Origin of the sequence: Mesorhizobium sp. ESP7-2 (assembly GCF_020164715.1) — a bacterium.
In the GTDB taxonomy this organism is placed as follows: Bacteria; Pseudomonadota; Alphaproteobacteria; order Rhizobiales; family Rhizobiaceae; genus Mesorhizobium.
On the sequence record NZ_JAIUGQ010000017.1, the window covers coordinates 81,486 to 97,537 of the forward strand.

A 16,052-nucleotide genomic window follows, 5' to 3' on the forward strand; every position below is an offset into this window, starting at 1 on the left:
ATTCATTCTATGACGTTTATGTCTGGAGGTTCAAATGAAATTCGCTTCCTTCATTGACGGCTCGCGTCCCGGCTACGGGATCATTGATGGCGACAGCATCCTGCGACTCGATACCGTCGCCGGCGCGCCGCAGGATCTCAGAGCCTATCTGGCAGATCGCTTTCCCGACCTCACTCCGCCCGAAGGCGATCTCAAGGCCGTGCGACTCGCCGATGTCAGCCTGCTTCCTCCAATTCCCAATTCGGGCAAGATCTTCTGCATCGCCAATAATTTTCACGAGGAGGGCAAGGCTGCGCCACGATATCCGCTCCTGTTCATGCGCCATGCCGAGGCGCAGACCGGGGATGGCGGCGCCATCCTGAAGCCTGATGTGTCGGACAAGCTTGATTTCGAGGGGGAGTTAGCGGTGGTTATCGGCTGTCGCGCGCACAGAGTGACGCGAGCCGAGGCGATGAGCCATGTCGCCGGCTATGCCTGCTTCAACGAGGGCAGTGTGCGCGACTGGCAGAAGCATTCGAGCCAGTTCACGCCGGGCAAGAACTTCTATCACAGCGGCGCTTTCGGCCCCTGGATGGTCTGCACGCGCGAGATCCCGGATCCGAAGCGGCTGAGGCTTGAGAGCCGGGTCAATGGCGTGGTGAAGCAGCAGGTCCCGCTCGACCAGATGATCTTCGATGTGCCCTGGCTCGTCTCCTACATCTCGACCTTTGCTCCGCTGGATCCCGGTGACGTCATCGTCACCGGCACACCCTCCGGCTTCGGCGCCAGCCGCAATCCGCCGGAGTTCCTGTTCCCGGGCGATACGGTCGAGATCGATATCCAGGGCATCGGAACGCTGCGGAACATGGTCGCTGCCGATCCTCAGGCGCATTCCGATATTTCGCAATAATTTAGTAATTTCGAAAATCCTTGCGCCAGCTCGCCGATTGATCTAAGAGAGTGGCCAGGGGCGGTGTTGCGCCGGGAGAGGAGAATGCTGATGCACCTGGTGTTTGGGGTCGGCCACATCAAACTGAATGTCCGCGACGTCGGGCCGATGATCCATGACTCGACGGAAATTCTCGGTCTGCGGGTCACCAGGCAGACGCCAGAGGAGACGTGGCTGAGCTCGAATGGCCGCATGGCCGAGCTCGTGCTTGTCCAGGCCGATGAGAATTCCTGCCATACCATCGGGCTCGAGGCCCTGACCGTCGAGGCGGTCGTCGAGGCCGCCTCGCGCGTCGACGGCGCCGGTTGCCGAATACTATCGCGCGAGCCCAGCCTCTCCTGCTGCGGTGCCGGCGTCACCTTCGCCACGCCCGAGGGGCTGCGCTTCGAGGTCCACACGCCGGCGCGCGACGACATGTACAATCCGCGCTACCCCACCAACGGCATCAAGCCGCGACGGATCGATCATATCAACCTGGTCACGCCGGACCCCGTCGCTACCAGGCGGCAACTCACCGAGATCTGCGGCATGCAGCTCACCGAGCGGATGGTGAATGAGGCACTCAGCTGGATGCATGGCGGCAACCGCCAGCACCACATTCTCGGCCTGGTGAAGGGCCCGGTCGGGCTTCATCATTACTCGTTCGAGTTCAACCATTTCAGTGACTACTGCCGGCTTGGCGACATTCTCGACGGCTTTGATCGCCAGGTGATGTGGGGGCCGGGCCGCCACCGCCCCGGCGACAACACCTACGCCTACTATCTGGATGCCAGCGGCGCGATGGTCGAGTGCTCCGGCGCCATGCATACGGTCGCCGACGACGCGCACTTCGTCCCCAACGTCATCACCAATCTGGAGCGGCCGGGAAACGTGCGCCAGATGAATGTCTGGGGATCCCCCGCCCCGCAGGAATGGCGTGAGCATCATTCCCCGTTCGCCAGGATCGATTGACTGGCGAGGCGCGGCCGCCTCGCCGCGCTTTCATATCGAACGAGCAGGCCAAGTCGAAGCAGCTTCCGCTTGAGCGCGTCGCTGCCCACAGGAGATCGCTATGCAGGAAAGACTGACATTCCAATCGGACGGCCTGAAGCTTTCGGCGGTCCTCCACATTCCGGATACCCACCGTCCTGGAGAGAGGCTGCCGGCCTTCATCGTCTGCCACGGTTTTGTTGGCTCCAAGGACGAGTCGCACGCCCAGATCCAGGCGGAGATGATGGAAAAGTTCGGCTACGCCGCGCTGCGCTTCGATTTCCGCTGCTGCGGTGAAAGCGAGGGCGAACGCGCACAGGTACGCTGCTTCGATCAGGTTGCCGACGCCAAGAACGCGCTCACCTTCCTTGCCAGCCGGCCCGAGATCGACGCCAAACGCATCGGCATCACCGGCCATAGCTTCGGCGCCGCCGTCTCGGTCTACACCGCCGGCGTCGACGAACGGGTCGCTTGCGTCATCTCCTCATGCGGCTGGGGACACGGCGAGCGCAAGTTCCGTGGCCAGCACCCGACGCCCGAGGCCTGGGAACGTTTCACGGGCCTGCTGGAGAAGGGGCGCGAGCATAAGCGGCAGACTGGCGAGAGCCTGTGGATCTCACGCTTCGATGCCGTGCCGATCCCGGAGAAGCTGCGCAAGAACCTGTCGCCCAAGGCGATCATGGAAATCCCGACAGAGACGGCATGGAGCATGATGAATTTTCGGGCCGAGGATGTCGTGGCCAACATCGCGCCCCGACCGGCCCTGTTCTTCCACACCGCCGACGACATCATCACGCCAACCGAGCAGTCGATCCGCCTGTTCGAGAAGGCGGGACAGCCGTCGGAGCTAATGCTGATCAGCGGCACCGCCCACTTCCCGCTGGCGCCGGAAGACGCGCCGCGCACCAAGATGATGATCAAGGGCTGGCTCGACAAATTCTTCCCGGCAACGCCCGCAGCCTGAGGTCAAACGGCCAGACCAGGAGACATCCAGATGCCCGTTGCCCAGAAGGCCGAACTCATCGACTTCACGAGCGCGCTGCTCGCAGCCGCCGGCTATACGCCGCACGAGGCAGCCCAGACCGCAGACTTGCTGGTGTGGGCCAACCTGCGCGGCGCGGATTCGCACGGCGTTCTCAGAGTGCCGCGCTATGTCGAGATGATCGAGACCGGCGTCGTGCGCCCCGGCCAGCAGCCGAAAGCGGTGCGGGAATTCGGCGCGACCTGCGTCTTCGACTACGGCAAGGCGCCCGGCGCCGTCGCTATGCAGCATGCGGCCGGCAAGGCGGGCGAGCTGGCGCAGGCCTTCGGGATCGGCTGGTGCGGCGCCCGCGCCATCTCTCATGCGGGCGCGATCGGCTATTTCACCGCCCATCTCGCGCGCCGCGGCCTGATCGGCATTGTCATGACCGCCTCGAGGCCGTTGATGAGCTATTTCGGCGCCAAGGGCGAGGCGCTTTCGACCAATCCGCTGTCGATCGCCGTACCGCAAGCCGATGGGACTGATCCGATCGTGCTCGACATGTCCACGGCCGCCGTCGCGCTCGGCAAGATCATGGCGGCGAAGGATACGGGCAATCCGATCCCGCTGGGTTGGGCGATCGATGCCAATGGCGCCGAGACAAGCGATCCGCATGCAGTGGCGGCCATCCTGCCGATGGCCGGACCGAAGGGATCGGGGCTGTCGCTGATGATCGAGATCCTGTCGAGCCTGCTGGTGGGTAACGCCGTCATCGCGCCGTTCCTGAGCGGCGAGGCGAAGGGCGGCTTCAACGGCCTTGCGCTCGCCATCGACCCGGCGGCCTTCGGCGATAAGGCCGCCTTCCTCTTGGCGGTGGAGGATCTCGCGGCCGCTATTCACAAGCTCGATCCTGTGGCGGGCGCCGATGGCGTGCGACTGCCAGGCGAACGCGGCTTTGAGACCGAGCGCGCACGCCTTGCCAACGGCATCCCACTGGCGAACGGCACGGCGAAGAACCTCAAAGAGGCTGCCATGCGGCTGGGGCTCGCCGTGCCGGCTTTCCTCAATTGATGCCGTGAAGGCCGACGACTGGCCGGAGCGACGGGAGGATCAGGTGAAAACACAGGTTGAAGCGGACGTTGTCGTGATCGGGCTCGGCCCGGTCGGTATCACGCTTTGCAATCTCCTCGCGGCCGGCGGTGTCCAGGTGGAAGGCATCGACGCCGCCGAGGACGTTTATGCGCTGCCTCGCGCGATCGGCATGGACCATGAGGTGATGCGCATCTTCCAGAACATCGGCGCGGCCGATGCCGTTGCGACGGCGACGGGGTCTTACCGCCCTTCTGAATACAGATCGGCCAATGGCGCATTGTTGCGTCGGTTCGAATCCCCCGCCGAACCTTACCCGCTCGCATGGCCGCCCTATCTGACTTTCCTTCAGCCTGAGCTTGAACGGGCGTTGCGCGCCAATGCCGCGCGGTTCCCCAACCTGACGCTGCGCACGGAAACAGAACTTGTCGGGCTCGACAGACCCGAAAGGCCGGTGCTGACGCTTCGCGACAAGAAAATCGGCGAACAGACACAGCGCACCCCGCGCTACGTCGTCGCTTGCGACGGCGCCAACAGCTTCATCCGGCGAGGGCTTGGCATTGCGCTGGAGGACCTCGACTTCGACGAACCCTGGTTGGTCATCGACATGATGCTGGAGGACCCGAACGCATCGTTGCCGGAGACCAATATCCAATTCTGCAATCCCGCGCGCCCCCACACCTATGTTTGCGGGCCGGGCCGGCTGCGACGCTGGGAATTCATGATCCTGCCCGGCGAAGATCCGGCGGAGATCAACCGGCCGGAGCGGATCTGGGAGCTGCTTTCACCCTGGTTGCGGCCGGACCAGGCAAGGCTCTGGCGCCCGGCGACCTACAATTTCCACGCTCTCGTCGCCGAGCAGTGGCGGGTGGGCAGTGTTTTCCTGGCCGGCGATGCTTGTCACATGACACCGCCGTTTCTGGCGCAGGGAATGGTGCAAGGAATAAAGGACGCGGCCAATCTTGCCTGGAAGCTCATCCATGTGATCGGCGGCGGATCGGAGCGTCTGCTCGACAGCTACGAGGCCGAGCGCAAACCGCTCGTGCGCGAAGTCATCGAAATCACCAAACGGCTCGGAAAGGTCATCTGCGAGCTCGATCCGGCAAAAGCCAGCGCTCGCGACACCGAAATGCTGGAAGCGGTGCGCGCCGGCCAGGGTATCCATGTCCGGCAGAACCTGTTTCCGCCGATCCGTCATGGGCTGATCGCTCCTAGCTTCGACGGCCGACCTGGAACAGGTGTCGGCGAACCCTGTCCGCAGCCGTGGATCGTGGGACCTTCCGGCCGCATGCGGCTCGATGATTCCTTGCCGCCCGGCTTTCAGATCCTGATCGCCGGCGACATGGACCCCTCACCCACTCTGCTCGACAAATCGCGGCGGGCGGGAATTGCCGTCCACCATATCGCGCAGGAGCGGTCCTATCCGTCGTTTCTGGTGGAAGAAGACCGTGTGCTTGCGGAGTGGCTCAGGTTGAGAGGCGCGCGCGCCGTCCTGGTCCGGCCCGACCGTGTGGTCTTCGGCCTGGCTGGCGATGCTCGCGAGGCCGAATTGCTGGTCGATCTGTTGCAGGTCATGCTGGGTGCAGCAGCGCCGGCGACGCTAGGCGCTGACGCGGTGGCTTAGGCGCGGGCGGCCGGCCGCTTCGCATGCCGATAGAGATGGGCCTCATGCATCGACGTGAGCGTGGCCCTCACCATTTCCCCCGGCGAGTCGTCCTTCATGAAGCTCGACAGGCCGCCATAGATCAACTCGAGGACGACGCCACCGACATAGAGCGGTTCGATGTCGGATCCACCATAGGGAAAAAGCTTCCCGGACAAGAGCTTTCCCAGCCCCACCCACTGATCCCTGAACAAGCGCAGATGCCTGTCTTCCAGCGTGTTGTCCCGACGGGCAATCCGCAGCAGGTCGATGGCCAGCGTTCCCCAGCGCTTGTCCTTCGCACGCTGGTTGGCCCAGTTGCACATCGCGTCGATGATCTTTTCCGGGTCATCCACACCATCGAGCAGTTTGGTGAGTTCAACCACATCACCACCGGCGTGAAGCTCCAGCAATTGCAGGAATATCTCTTCCTTGTTTTCGAAGTTCGAGTAGAAGGCGCCCTTCGAATATCCGGCTTCCTCGGCTATACGTTCGATGGTCGCGCCGGAATATCCGTCGCGCGCCACGACCTCACTCGCCGACATGAGAAGCTTCTCGCGTGTCAGAGCCTGACTCTGCTCGCGCGTCAGTCGCGCCATCTTTGGTCCTTCCAAGGTCATGCATCCGGATACTTTCGGTATCCCGAATCGGCCGAAGGTTAGAGCGCCGAAACAATGCAGGCAAGCGCCCAGAAAATCGGATACTCCGGACCCATCAGCTGCCAGCGCCAGCGGAGCCCGTTTATGCGCACCACCGCATAGGTAGCCCCCAACAACACGGCGACCGCACAAGCCGCAGCAAGACGCGGATAGATGTTGAACACCAGTCCGATCGTCGCCAGCAGCTCCAGCGCTAGGGTGACGACAATAAACAGCTTGCCGGGCTTCAATCCGGCCTTCTCGAAGGTCTGCGTCGCCTTCTCGAAGTTCCTGATCTTGCCGATCAGATGCGGAAGAAACCAGACACCGCACAGGATGCGCATCAGGTCGATCGGCACAAACGTCATTTCCGGCACAGGTTCCTCCATAAAGCCGGGCGAACACCCGGGGTCTCTTCTCGTCCTGGCCTCCCGGACGGCGCGAGTGCCATTGCGCGGACCAAGGAGTCCGCGCGTCGCACCCGCCGGGCAACCGCCGGCATGGCCTTTCGCTTGAGCGTCCCGCAATTGCCGACACAATTGGAAATCGGCTCTTGCGTCACCCAATCCAGATACTGTACGGTATCTGTAGTCTACAAGGAATGTCAATGAGGCATCTCCTTGAAGCAGAAGATTGGGAGGACGTTGGAATGACGATGATGCGGGCGGCGCGGCTGCATGCCGTGAATGAGCCAATGCGTGTGGAAGAGGTCGCCAGACCGGTGGCGTCCGGCACGGACGTGGTCGTCGAGGTCAAGGCCTGCGGCATGGTGCCAAATCTGGCCAATGTGCTGAACAACTGGGAGACCTGGTATCCGCACCAACCGCTGCCGATGAAGCCGGCGATCTTCGGCCTCGATCCGGCGGGCGTCGTGCACCAGGTAGGCGACCAGGTCGTGGCGATCAAGCCCGGCGACCGCGTCTATGTGAACCCGTTGCGCTCCTGCGGCGCATGCCATGCCTGCGCCAGCGGCCATCAGGCAAAGTGTGAATACTTCACCTTCAACGGTTATTTCGGCTTCAACAGGAACAGCCTCGAGATCTACAAGCGCTATCCGGAAGGCGGTTTCGCGCAGTTCATGCGCGCCCCCCAGAATGCCATCGTCAAGATCCCGGACAACATGACCTTCCCGCAGGCGGCCCGCATGGGTTACCTCGGCACGTCCTACTCCGCGCTCAAGAAATTCGGCATCCTGGCGGGCAAGTCGCTCATCATCAATGGCGCGACGGGCACGCTGGGTGTCGGAGCGACCCTCTTCGCGCTCGCCATGGGCGTCTCGGCGATCTACGCGGTGGCCCGCGGCAAGCCGCTGCTTGAGCGGCTGAAGCGGCTTGCCCCGGACCGGATCCAGACATTCTCCAACCAGGACGGCAGCGTTGCCGATTGGGTCCGCGCGCAGAGCGGCGGCCTCGGCGCCAACTTCATGCTCGATTGCCTTGGCGCGGTTGCCGACGTCAACGCCATGAAGGATGCCATGATGGGCGTCAGGCGCGGCGGCCGGATCGTCAACATTGGCGGCACCGGCAGCGACATGCTGTTCAATACCAAATGGTGGATGGACAATTCGATGGAGCTGATCGGCTCGGCATGGCTGACCACCGCCGAAGGCATGGAGATCGCCGAGATGGTTCGTTCCGGCACGATCGACCTTTCGGTGCTGGAGGCACGCACCTATCCGCTCGAACGGATCAACGAGGCCATCAACGGCGTTGCCTCCGGCGACGGCGGCTTCACCAACTACGTGCTCGAGCCGTAGGTCCGGCGGTGCCCGCGGCCACGCCGCTGGCACCTGATCCTGCGGGACGCGCGGATATGCGCGCATCCATACGCCTCAACCTCGAGCGCGAGGAGCACGCAAATTGATCATCGACTGCCATGGCCACTACACGACCGAGCCGCCGGAGCACCATGCCTTTCGCAAGAGGCAGGTGGAGTTCGCGCAGGGCAAAAGCGGCGGCTGGCCGCTCTATCCCGCAATTTCCGACGAGGTTCTGAGGGCAACGATCGAGCAGAACCAATTGCGCTTGCAACGCGAACGCGGCTCGGATCTGACCGTCCTGTCGCCCCGCGCCTCAGGCATGGGCCACCATGTCGGCGATGCCTCCCTCAACGTCGAGTGGTCGCGGATTTCCAACGACCTGATCGCACGCATCGTCGACATGTTTCCGGCCAACTTCGCCGGCGTCTGCCAGTTGCCGCAGTCGATGAGTGGCGACCTGAAGCCGGTGCTTGCCGAACTCGAACGCTGCGTGGTCGAGCTCGGCTTTATCGGCTGCAACCTCAATCCCGATCCATCCGGCGGCTTCTGGTCGGCGCCACCGATCCACGATCCCTACTGGTATCCACTCTTCGAAAAGATGATCGAGTTGCAGGTGCCGGCGATGATCCATGTTTCCGGCTCGTGCAGCGCATGCCTGCATACGACCGGCGCACACTACATCAACGCCGACACCGCGGTGTTCATGCAATTGATCCAGGGCGATCTCTTCGGCGCTTTCCCGGATCTCAAGCTGATCATCCCGCATGGCGGAGGTGCGGCACCCTACCATTGGGGGCGCTATCGCGGCTTGGCGATGATGCTGGAAAAGCCGGCACTTGGCGAACACCTTATGCGCAATGTCTTCTTCGACACCTGCGTCTATCATCAGGCCGGCATCGATACGCTGTTCCGAGTCGTCGATGCGGACAACATCCTGTTTGGCTCGGAACTGCTCGGAGCGGTCAAAGCCGTCGATCCGGAAACCGGATTCAGCTTCGACGATACGCGCCGCTACATCGATGCGCTGTCGCTGGGCGAGGCCGACCGCCGGGCGGTCTTCGAAGGCAACGCCCGAAAAGTCTATCAGAGGCTCGATGCGCGGCTGAAGGCGCAGGGGCGCTAGATCCCCACGAGCACTGCCCGTGTGGGGCCAAACGCCCTGCCCCATGAAATCCTTACGGGAGAACACCAATGGCCAAAGTCGTCACCAACACCGAGCGAACGCTCGCCGAAATCTGCGAGGGCCTGGGCGAGCTCGGCGTTGCCACGGTCCACGAGGCGCAAGGGCGCACGGGCCTGCTCGCCGCGCGGCTGCGGCCGATCTACGAAGGCGCGAAGATCGGCGGCAACGCGCTGACCTGTGAGGTCGCGCCGGGCGACAACTGGATGATCCACGTCGCGCTGGAGCAGGCACGGCCTGGCGACATACTGGTCGTCACCCCGACCTCGCCCTGCGAGGACGGCTATTTCGGCGACCTGCTGGCGGCCTCCGCCAAAGCGCAAGGGATCAGGGGCCTTATCATCGATGCGGGCGTACGAGATGTCGCGACCTTGCGCTCCATGGCGTTTCCGGTCTGGTCGAAGGCGATCAGCGCGCAAGGCACCATCAAGGAGACGCTCGGTAATGTCCAGGTGCCGATCGTGTGTGCTGGCGCCTACATCAGCCCAGGCGACGTCATCATCGCCGATGACGACGGGGTCTGCGTCGTACCGCGTGAGACAGCCTCGAGGGTGTTTGAGGCCGGCCGCAAGCGTGAGGCGATGGAGGAAGAAAAGCGCGCCCTCTACGCCGCGGGGAAGCTCAGCCTGGATGTCAACGACATGCGCGAGCGGTTGCAGCGCAAGGGCCTCGTCTACGAATAAGCGCCGAACCGCATCCAGGCGGTTCGGCGCCACCCTATCGAGCTCTCTATCGATTACATTTCGACCGGTACGACGTCACCATGCTGTTTGGTGAAACGAGGCAGCAGGCTACTGCCGAAAACCAGCAGCACGATGATGCCGAACTGCACGCCTATGACGATCCCGAAGGCCCTGGAGACCCCTGCCGGCTCCAATATCAAATAGAGGGTTCCCAAGATTGCAACGCCAAGCGCTAGGCCAGACTGCTGAAGCGTGATGAGCACGCCGCTCCCCACGCCCGCGAGATGGGCGGGAACGTCGGCGAGCACGGCCCGGAACAGTCCCGAAAACAGCATCGATTGTCCGGCTCCGATCAACATCAATGGAAGAGCCAGTTCGACAAGGCTGACATGCGGCCAGGCGGCGACGACAATGCCGATAAGCAAGAGCAGTCCGAGCGCTTGCAAGATGCCGCCCGCGGCCAGCGCTGCGCGCCCGAAGCGGTGGATGATGCGCGGGCTGGCCATCGAGCCTATGAAGAACATGATCGCCATCGGCAGTATGGCGAGGCTGCTCTGGAAGGCAGTGGCCCCGAGCCCATTCTGCACGGTAAGGGCGAAGACGAACATGAATGCGCCGAATCCCAGGCTGAAGATCGTGACCATGGCGAGGCCGCGCGACATGGATGGCAGGGTCAGCAAAGACGGCGGCAGCAACGGCAGTTCGCCGCGCACCTCGGCTGCCCGCTCGACGATGACGGTCAGGACGGCGAGCGCCACGGCGGCGGCCAGCATTGCCCATGTCCACATCGGCCAGCCCAGCGAATGGCCTTCGGTCAACGGCACAAGGAGCGCGGTCAGCGTGGCGGCAAAGAGTACTGTGCCCGGCAGGTCGATGCCTGCAGGGTGTGGCGAGCGGTTGGCCGGCACGACAAGCCGCGAGGCGATGAAGACGAGAATGCCGAGCGGTATGTTGATAAGAAAGATTGGCCGCCAGGAGGTGCCTAACAGATTGGCGTTCACCAACAGCCCGCCGGCGAGTTGGCCGACGATTGCCGCGATCCCGGACGTTGCGCCATAGAGCGCAATGGCTCGGGTCTTTCTTTCGCCGGGGAGCGTCGCCTGGAACGTCGCCAACACTTGCGGAACCAGCATTGCCGCTGTCATGCCCTGGATCAGGCGCGCGCCGATCAACGATCCGATCGTGGGGGCCAGGCCGCAGGCGAGCGAAGCCAGGATGAAGCCGCAGAGGCCAATCAAAAACAGCCGGTGGCGGCCAAATCGGTCACCCAGCCTGCCGCCGAGCACGAGCGTGGCGGCATAGGCCACGCCGTAGACCGACACCACCAGCTCGAGCGCTGCGGGCGTTGCATTCAACGAGGCCTGGATGGTTGGTAGCGCCACGTTGACAATGAAGAAGTCCGCGATCGGCAGGAATGCTCCCGCTAGGAGAATATGCACGCCCAGCGAATGCAACTCGCCGGCAAGCGCCATTGCGCGCGGGCCGCTGGTTCCGGCAGATGCCAAGGTGGTCATGGTAGGCTCCATATGATTATGCTTAGATAGTTATGTTTATATAATCATTATGAGCCTATACGCAATTCACGAAGCCTTGTAAATTCCACGCCATGCGAAGTGAACGTGAACCGACCGAGCGCAAGAAGCCGTCCTCGCATCTGCGATGGGCGGACCTGGCCGACCTGATCCTCATCATTGCCCGCGAGATCCAGTTTCGCGGCTACCAGGACGAGAATGCGCTGTCGCTTTCGCAGTCGGAAGGCGTGGTGATGCGTCACCTGGTGGCGCAGGCATCGGCGACGCCCAGCCAGATCGCGGCCGCGACGGGACTGCAGCGCACCAACGTGTCGACCGTTCTACGCGACCTCGAGGCAAAAGGCCTGATCGAGCGGCATGTCGATCCGCAAGACCGGCGCGGCGTTAGCGTCCATCGGACGCGCCGTGGCGCGGAAAACTATGCCTTGGTGCGAAAGGAATGGGGTGATGCCGTCTCCGCCGCTGCCGGTGGCGACACCAGCAAGCTCGACGACACGCTTGGGTTGCTCAGGGCCATTGAAATCGGCCTGTCCTCGACACGGCCCAAGACTGGCGATGGTCGCTGAAAGGCTCCGCCAAAGTCACATATAATAGGGCGGCCTGAGGTTTTACCAGCTTCGACCCGCCCTGAAACTTCACGACGAACCGGCAGCGGACCGATACCGAACGAACGCCGCCTGCAAACGGCGCCTGGGTGTATCGCTCCCTTTTATGCGATGACCGCTAAAGGGCGCAGCCAGTTGCAGATTGCCAATTATGCGACTTTTCGAGCACAAACCGGGAACCTGGCGGCCGTTTCCATTCATCGCCCAAGGCCAGTTTAGCACCGCTCCGGGGCCGTGGGTTGACGGTCCGCTTTAAGGCGAACTTGTTAAAAAGCGAGCGAGTAATGCGCTCGTGAGCGAAGACTGAGGTGCGTAGAAGTGCATCCATCCGTTCTTGCGAAAAGACTGCACCGGGTAAACCTATACCAGTACCAACTCGCCGCAGCGCACGGCGCTCGCCCCATTTATTGATTTAGTAACTACGCGATGGCACTTTACTGCGTGGAACATGGCGAAGATATTGATAGAATATTAACAGTCACCCATTTCATTGGGCGATGGGCGAATCTTGACGGTGGTCAAGAGAGAGCAAATTATTCTCTTTTCTTGGCAGAGCTTTGTGATGTGATTGGAGTCAGGCGACCCGATCCTGCATTGGCCGCCCATGACTTCAACGACTACGTGTTCGAACGGCGTGTCGAAAGAAGGCGTCCTGACGGGACGACCGAGGCTGGGCGCATCGATCTCTACAAGCGCGGGTGCTTTATCCTCGAGGCGAAACAGAGCCGCCTCCGTGGCGGCAAGAAGGCGGTGCCAGAAGGTCAGACGGACCTATTCGCCACAGCGGAGAGAGGGCCCGCCGAGACAGCAGTGTCCGGCCTCGATCACGTCATGGTCCAGGCGCGCCGGCAGGCCGAGCGATATGCAGCTTCCTTGCCCCCCGATCATCCGTATCCGCCCTTCATCATCGCGTGCGATGTAGGGCGGGCTATCGAGATCTACGCTGATTTTTCCGGTCACGGACGCCACTACGCCCAGTTTCCCGACGTACGGCAATTCCGCATCGAACTCAGCGAGCTGGCGAATCCCGATACCCGAGAACTGCTACGTGCGGTGTGGGAACAGCCTCAATCCCTGGATCCGGCACAGAAGACGGCCAAGGTCACGAGAGAGATTGCCGGGCAGTTGGCGGAAATCTCGAAAGCCCTTGAAGGGCGCGGTTTCGAGGCACGCAGCGTTGCAGTTTTCCTCATGCGGTGCCTTTTCACGATGTTCGTCGAGGACGTAGGGCTGCTCCGCAAAAAGGGCTTCACGGAGCTGCTGACGAAGTGCCTCGACGACCCCACCCGGTTCACCTTCGAGATCGACGACCTCTGGCGGCACATGGATCGCGGGGACTATTCGCCCGGCATTGGTGAGAGACTGCTTCGATTCAACGGCAAGCTGTTCAAGAACGCCGCGTCGCTTCCACTGACCAAGGACGAGGTACGTCTTCTCCGTGATGCTTCGGATGCCGATTGGCGCGATCTGGAACCTGCAATATTCGGCACCCTCTTCGAACAGGCGCTGGACCCGATCGAGCGCAAGCGTCTCGGTGCGCACTACACGCCCGGCGCTTATGTCGAACAGGTTGTGGATACCACGATCATCGAACCCCTCACCCAAGACTGGATCGGCCATCAATCGGCTGCCGAGCGTGCGATCCGCACAGGCTCAACGGCGGCCGCCATTCAAGAGGTTGAAGACTTCCTTAGGCACCTGGCGTCCGTGCGGGTGCTCGATCCGGCGTGTGGCACGGGCAATTTCCTGTACGTTGCCCTTCGCCGCATGAAGCAGTTGGAGGGCGAGGCGCTCAAGCAATTGCAGGATATCGGTGGCGATGAGGCAGTTGCGCGCGTCGCGGACATCTCGGTGAAGCCAGAGCAGTTCTTCGGCATGGAACTCAACAAGCGGGCCGTCGAGATTGCCGAGCTGGTGCTCTGGATGGGATACATCCAGTGGCACATGCGGACCCGGTCCACCGTCCCGCCCGAGCCGGTCCTAGGCAGCAGCAACCATGTTCACGCGAAGGATGCGCTTATCACCTGGGCGGGTTACCCGCATCTACAACTCAAGCGAGACGCGTTGGGTAAGCCCGTGGGTGATGGTCACGGCAACGATCTTTATGCATATCCGAATGCGATCAAGGCCGACTGGCCGGAGGCTGACTTCATCGTGGGCAATCCCCCGTTCATCGGCGGGAAGGATATTCGCGGGCGACTGGGTGCGGGCTACGCCGAAGCCTTGTGGAGTGCCAATCCGCAGATGAATCCTGCGGCGGACTTCGTGATGTACTGGTGGGACCATGCCGCCGAACTGCTTGTCCGGAAGGGAACGCGGCTGCGCCGTTTCGGCTTCGTCACGACCAATTCGATAACGCAGGTATTCCAACGGCGAGTCCTTGAGAGACATCTAGCAGGCACTTCACCCGTTTCCCTGGTGCTCGCCATTCCCGATCATCCATGGACCAAGGCATCAAAGAATGCCGCTGCGGTCAGAATTGCGATGACCATTGCCGAAGCTGGCGAACGGAATGGCGTCGTGCGCCTCGTGACGAAAGAGGCAGGTCTCGACACCGACGAGCCCACGATCGAGTTCGCGGAACGTGAGGGGAAGATCAATCCCGACCTCACGATCGGGGTCGATGTCACCAGATCGAAGGGACTGGTGGCCAACGACACGATCTGCTCGCCTGGTGTGAAGCTTCATGGCGATGGCTTCATCGTTACGCGGGAGAAAGCACTTGAACTCGGCCTTGGAAAGCGCCCGGGCCTCGAGCATCACATCCGCGAATATCGAAATGGCAGGGATCTGACATCACGACCACGTGGAGTGATGGTTATCGACCTGTTCGGTCGCGCTGCCGATGAAGTCCGACGCGAATTCCCCGAGGTTTATCACCACCTCCTGGATACGGTGAAGCCGGAGCGGGACCGAAATAATCGAGCCTCATATCGAGAAAAGTGGTGGTGGTTTGGTGAACCACGAAGGGAACTCCGGCCAGCAATTGAGGGGCTGCCCCGCTACGTCGCCACCGTGGAGACCATGAAGCACCGCATCTTCCAGTTCATGCAGGCCGAGGTGCTTCCAGACAACATGCTGGTCGCAATTGCATCGGATGATCCCTTTCATCTGGGCGTTTTGTCCTCGAAGGTGCATGTGACCTGGGCGTTGCGCACCGGAGGCCGGCAGGGTGTCGGCAACGATCCGAGGTATTCGAAGTCCCGGTGCTTTGATCCCTTCCCGTTTCCCGACGCCACCGGGTCGGCTCGCGCCGGAATCGGTGCCATTGCCGAAGAACTCGATGAGACACGCAAGCGGGTTCTTGCGGAGCATTCCGACCTGACCCTCACCGCGCTCTACAATGTTCTTGAGGCTGTCCGAACGGGCAGTATACTCTCCCGCAAGGACCAGGACATCCGAAGCCGCGGCCTTGTTCTGATCCTGCGGGAGCTTCATGATCGCCTCGACACCGCCGTCGTGAAATCCTACGGCTGGCAAGCGGATATTGGCGCTGAACAAATCCTGGACGGACTCGTCCGGCTGAACGAAGCGCGGGCCGCCGAAGAGGGCCGGGGCCTCATCAAATGGCTGCGACCCGAGTATCAGATCGACAAGATCGGTCCGCTAGCACATCGTGGCGACCGAGTCCAAGCGATCCTAGCGACCAAAGTCAGGGCGAAGAAAACCCCATTCCCGGCTGCGCGACTAGAGCAGGCCCGGGTGGTCCTCGACCTCATGGGGCGTGCGAAAGCGCCCTTGTCGGCAGAGGAAATCGCCGCGACTTTTACGTCGCCGGAGGAAACCATCGTCGAGGTCCACGACGTACTTCAGTCCTTGGTCCGGCTGGGCCAGGCGGAAAGCTATGACAAGGGAAAAAGCTTCTTCCGAGCGGCGTAAGTATTGCTCTTCAATAACAATTGCTTCCTAGCCGTATCCAATGCCGGATAGGGGCCGAAAGCCGCCTAGCAGGTTCAGGTTGGCACCGGCAAAAGCTGCCGCTTGCACGACCACTGCGGGTTGAGGATCGCCCACGCACCCTAGAATCAGCGTTGCATTTATTCGCGCGAAAACGTCTAGTCTATTC

At 62.1% G+C, this 16,052-nt stretch carries 13 protein-coding genes; 10 read left to right on the forward strand and 3 right to left on the reverse strand.

What is annotated here, in order from left to right; all coding sequences use genetic code 11:
• Positions 1–34 precede the first annotated feature (34 nt).
• The 5 genes from LB543_RS17950 to LB543_RS17970 all read left to right on the forward strand — a co-directional run bounded on the left by LB543_RS17950 (position 35) and on the right by LB543_RS17970 (position 5,571).
• The gene (locus tag LB543_RS17950) at positions 35–889 is read left to right on the forward strand and encodes a fumarylacetoacetate hydrolase family protein (protein WP_224615008.1); all 855 of its coding nucleotides are present in this window, start codon (positions 35–37) and stop codon (positions 887–889) included.
• 84 nt (positions 890–973) lie between these two features.
• On the forward strand, positions 974–1,879 hold the full coding sequence (locus LB543_RS17955; protein ID WP_224615009.1) for a VOC family protein: 906 nt from the start codon (positions 974–976) through the stop codon (positions 1,877–1,879).
• Between the two features lie 100 nt (positions 1,880–1,979).
• On the forward strand, positions 1,980–2,861 hold the full coding sequence (locus LB543_RS17960; protein ID WP_224615010.1) for an alpha/beta hydrolase: 882 nt from the start codon (positions 1,980–1,982) through the stop codon (positions 2,859–2,861).
• A gap of 30 nt (positions 2,862–2,891) precedes the next feature.
• Positions 2,892–3,929 (forward strand): Ldh family oxidoreductase, encoded by a 1,038-nt coding sequence (locus LB543_RS17965; protein ID WP_224615011.1) that lies wholly within the window; start codon positions 2,892–2,894, stop codon positions 3,927–3,929.
• Positions 3,930–3,972: 43 nt separating this feature from the next.
• A complete protein-coding gene (locus tag LB543_RS17970; RefSeq protein ID WP_224615012.1) occupies positions 3,973–5,571 on the forward strand; it encodes a bifunctional 3-(3-hydroxy-phenyl)propionate/3-hydroxycinnamic acid hydroxylase in 1,599 nt (532 codons plus the stop codon).
• Here the strand turns inward: LB543_RS17970 and LB543_RS17975 are convergent.
• Both LB543_RS17975 and LB543_RS17980 read right to left on the reverse strand, forming a co-directional pair.
• Positions 5,568–6,188, reverse strand: coding sequence for a TetR/AcrR family transcriptional regulator (locus LB543_RS17975; RefSeq protein WP_224615013.1), 621 nt, complete (start codon positions 6,186–6,188; stop codon positions 5,568–5,570). The genes LB543_RS17970 and LB543_RS17975 overlap by 4 nt on opposite strands.
• 59 nt (positions 6,189–6,247) lie before the next feature.
• The gene (locus LB543_RS17980) at positions 6,248–6,595 is read right to left on the reverse strand and encodes a DoxX family protein (RefSeq protein WP_224615036.1); all 348 of its coding nucleotides are present in this window, start codon (positions 6,593–6,595) and stop codon (positions 6,248–6,250) included.
• Positions 6,596–6,834: 239 nt separating this feature from the next.
• On the opposite strand from LB543_RS17980, the gene LB543_RS17985 reads away from it, so the two are divergent.
• The 3 genes from LB543_RS17985 (at position 6,835) to LB543_RS17995 (ending at position 9,849) form a co-directional block, all read left to right on the forward strand.
• A complete protein-coding gene (locus LB543_RS17985) occupies positions 6,835–7,983 on the forward strand; it encodes an alcohol dehydrogenase catalytic domain-containing protein (RefSeq protein ID WP_411908765.1) in 1,149 nt (382 codons plus the stop codon).
• Between the two features lie 103 nt (positions 7,984–8,086).
• Positions 8,087–9,109: an amidohydrolase family protein gene (locus tag LB543_RS17990; RefSeq protein ID WP_224615014.1), complete on the forward strand. Its 1,023-nt coding sequence runs from the start codon at positions 8,087–8,089 to the stop codon at positions 9,107–9,109.
• Between the two features lie 68 nt (positions 9,110–9,177).
• Positions 9,178–9,849, forward strand: a complete 672-nt coding sequence (locus LB543_RS17995) for a 4-carboxy-4-hydroxy-2-oxoadipate aldolase/oxaloacetate decarboxylase (RefSeq protein WP_224615015.1) — start codon at positions 9,178–9,180, stop codon at positions 9,847–9,849.
• Between the two features lie 53 nt (positions 9,850–9,902).
• On the opposite strand, the gene LB543_RS18000 is transcribed toward LB543_RS17995, so the two are convergent.
• On the reverse strand, positions 9,903–11,363 hold the full coding sequence (locus tag LB543_RS18000; RefSeq protein WP_224615016.1) for an MFS transporter: 1,461 nt from the start codon (positions 11,361–11,363) through the stop codon (positions 9,903–9,905).
• Positions 11,364–11,455: 92 nt separating this feature from the next.
• Between LB543_RS18000 and LB543_RS18005 the strand changes: the two genes are divergently transcribed.
• Both LB543_RS18005 and LB543_RS18010 read left to right on the forward strand, forming a co-directional pair.
• On the forward strand, positions 11,456–11,947 hold the full coding sequence (locus LB543_RS18005) for a MarR family winged helix-turn-helix transcriptional regulator (RefSeq protein ID WP_224615017.1): 492 nt from the start codon (positions 11,456–11,458) through the stop codon (positions 11,945–11,947).
• A gap of 465 nt (positions 11,948–12,412) precedes the next feature.
• Positions 12,413–15,865, forward strand: a complete 3,453-nt coding sequence (locus tag LB543_RS18010; RefSeq protein ID WP_318012977.1) for a class I SAM-dependent DNA methyltransferase — start codon at positions 12,413–12,415, stop codon at positions 15,863–15,865.
• The last annotated feature ends 187 nt before the right edge of the window (positions 15,866–16,052 follow it).

Coding starts and splice junctions, on each gene's coding strand:
- LB543_RS17950 (WP_224615008.1), top strand. CDS start 35: ATGAAATTCGCTTCCTTCATTGACGGCTCGCGTCCCGGCTACGGGATC.
- LB543_RS17955 (WP_224615009.1), top strand. CDS start 974: ATGCTGATGCACCTGGTGTTTGGGGTCGGCCACATCAAACTGAATGTC.
- LB543_RS17960 (WP_224615010.1), top strand. CDS start 1,980: ATGCAGGAAAGACTGACATTCCAATCGGACGGCCTGAAGCTTTCGGCG.
- LB543_RS17965 (WP_224615011.1), top strand. CDS start 2,892: ATGCCCGTTGCCCAGAAGGCCGAACTCATCGACTTCACGAGCGCGCTG.
- LB543_RS17975 (WP_224615013.1), bottom strand. CDS start 6,188: ATGGCGCGACTGACGCGCGAGCAGAGTCAGGCTCTGACACGCGAGAAG.
- LB543_RS17980 (WP_224615036.1), bottom strand. CDS start 6,595: ATGACGTTTGTGCCGATCGACCTGATGCGCATCCTGTGCGGTGTCTGG.
- LB543_RS17985 (WP_411908765.1), top strand. CDS start 6,835: ATGAGGCATCTCCTTGAAGCAGAAGATTGGGAGGACGTTGGAATGACG.
- LB543_RS17995 (WP_224615015.1), top strand. CDS start 9,178: ATGGCCAAAGTCGTCACCAACACCGAGCGAACGCTCGCCGAAATCTGC.
- LB543_RS18000 (WP_224615016.1), bottom strand. CDS start 11,363: ATGACCACCTTGGCATCTGCCGGAACCAGCGGCCCGCGCGCAATGGCG.
- LB543_RS18005 (WP_224615017.1), top strand. CDS start 11,456: ATGCGAAGTGAACGTGAACCGACCGAGCGCAAGAAGCCGTCCTCGCAT.
- LB543_RS18010 (WP_318012977.1), top strand. CDS start 12,413: ATGGCACTTTACTGCGTGGAACATGGCGAAGATATTGATAGAATATTA.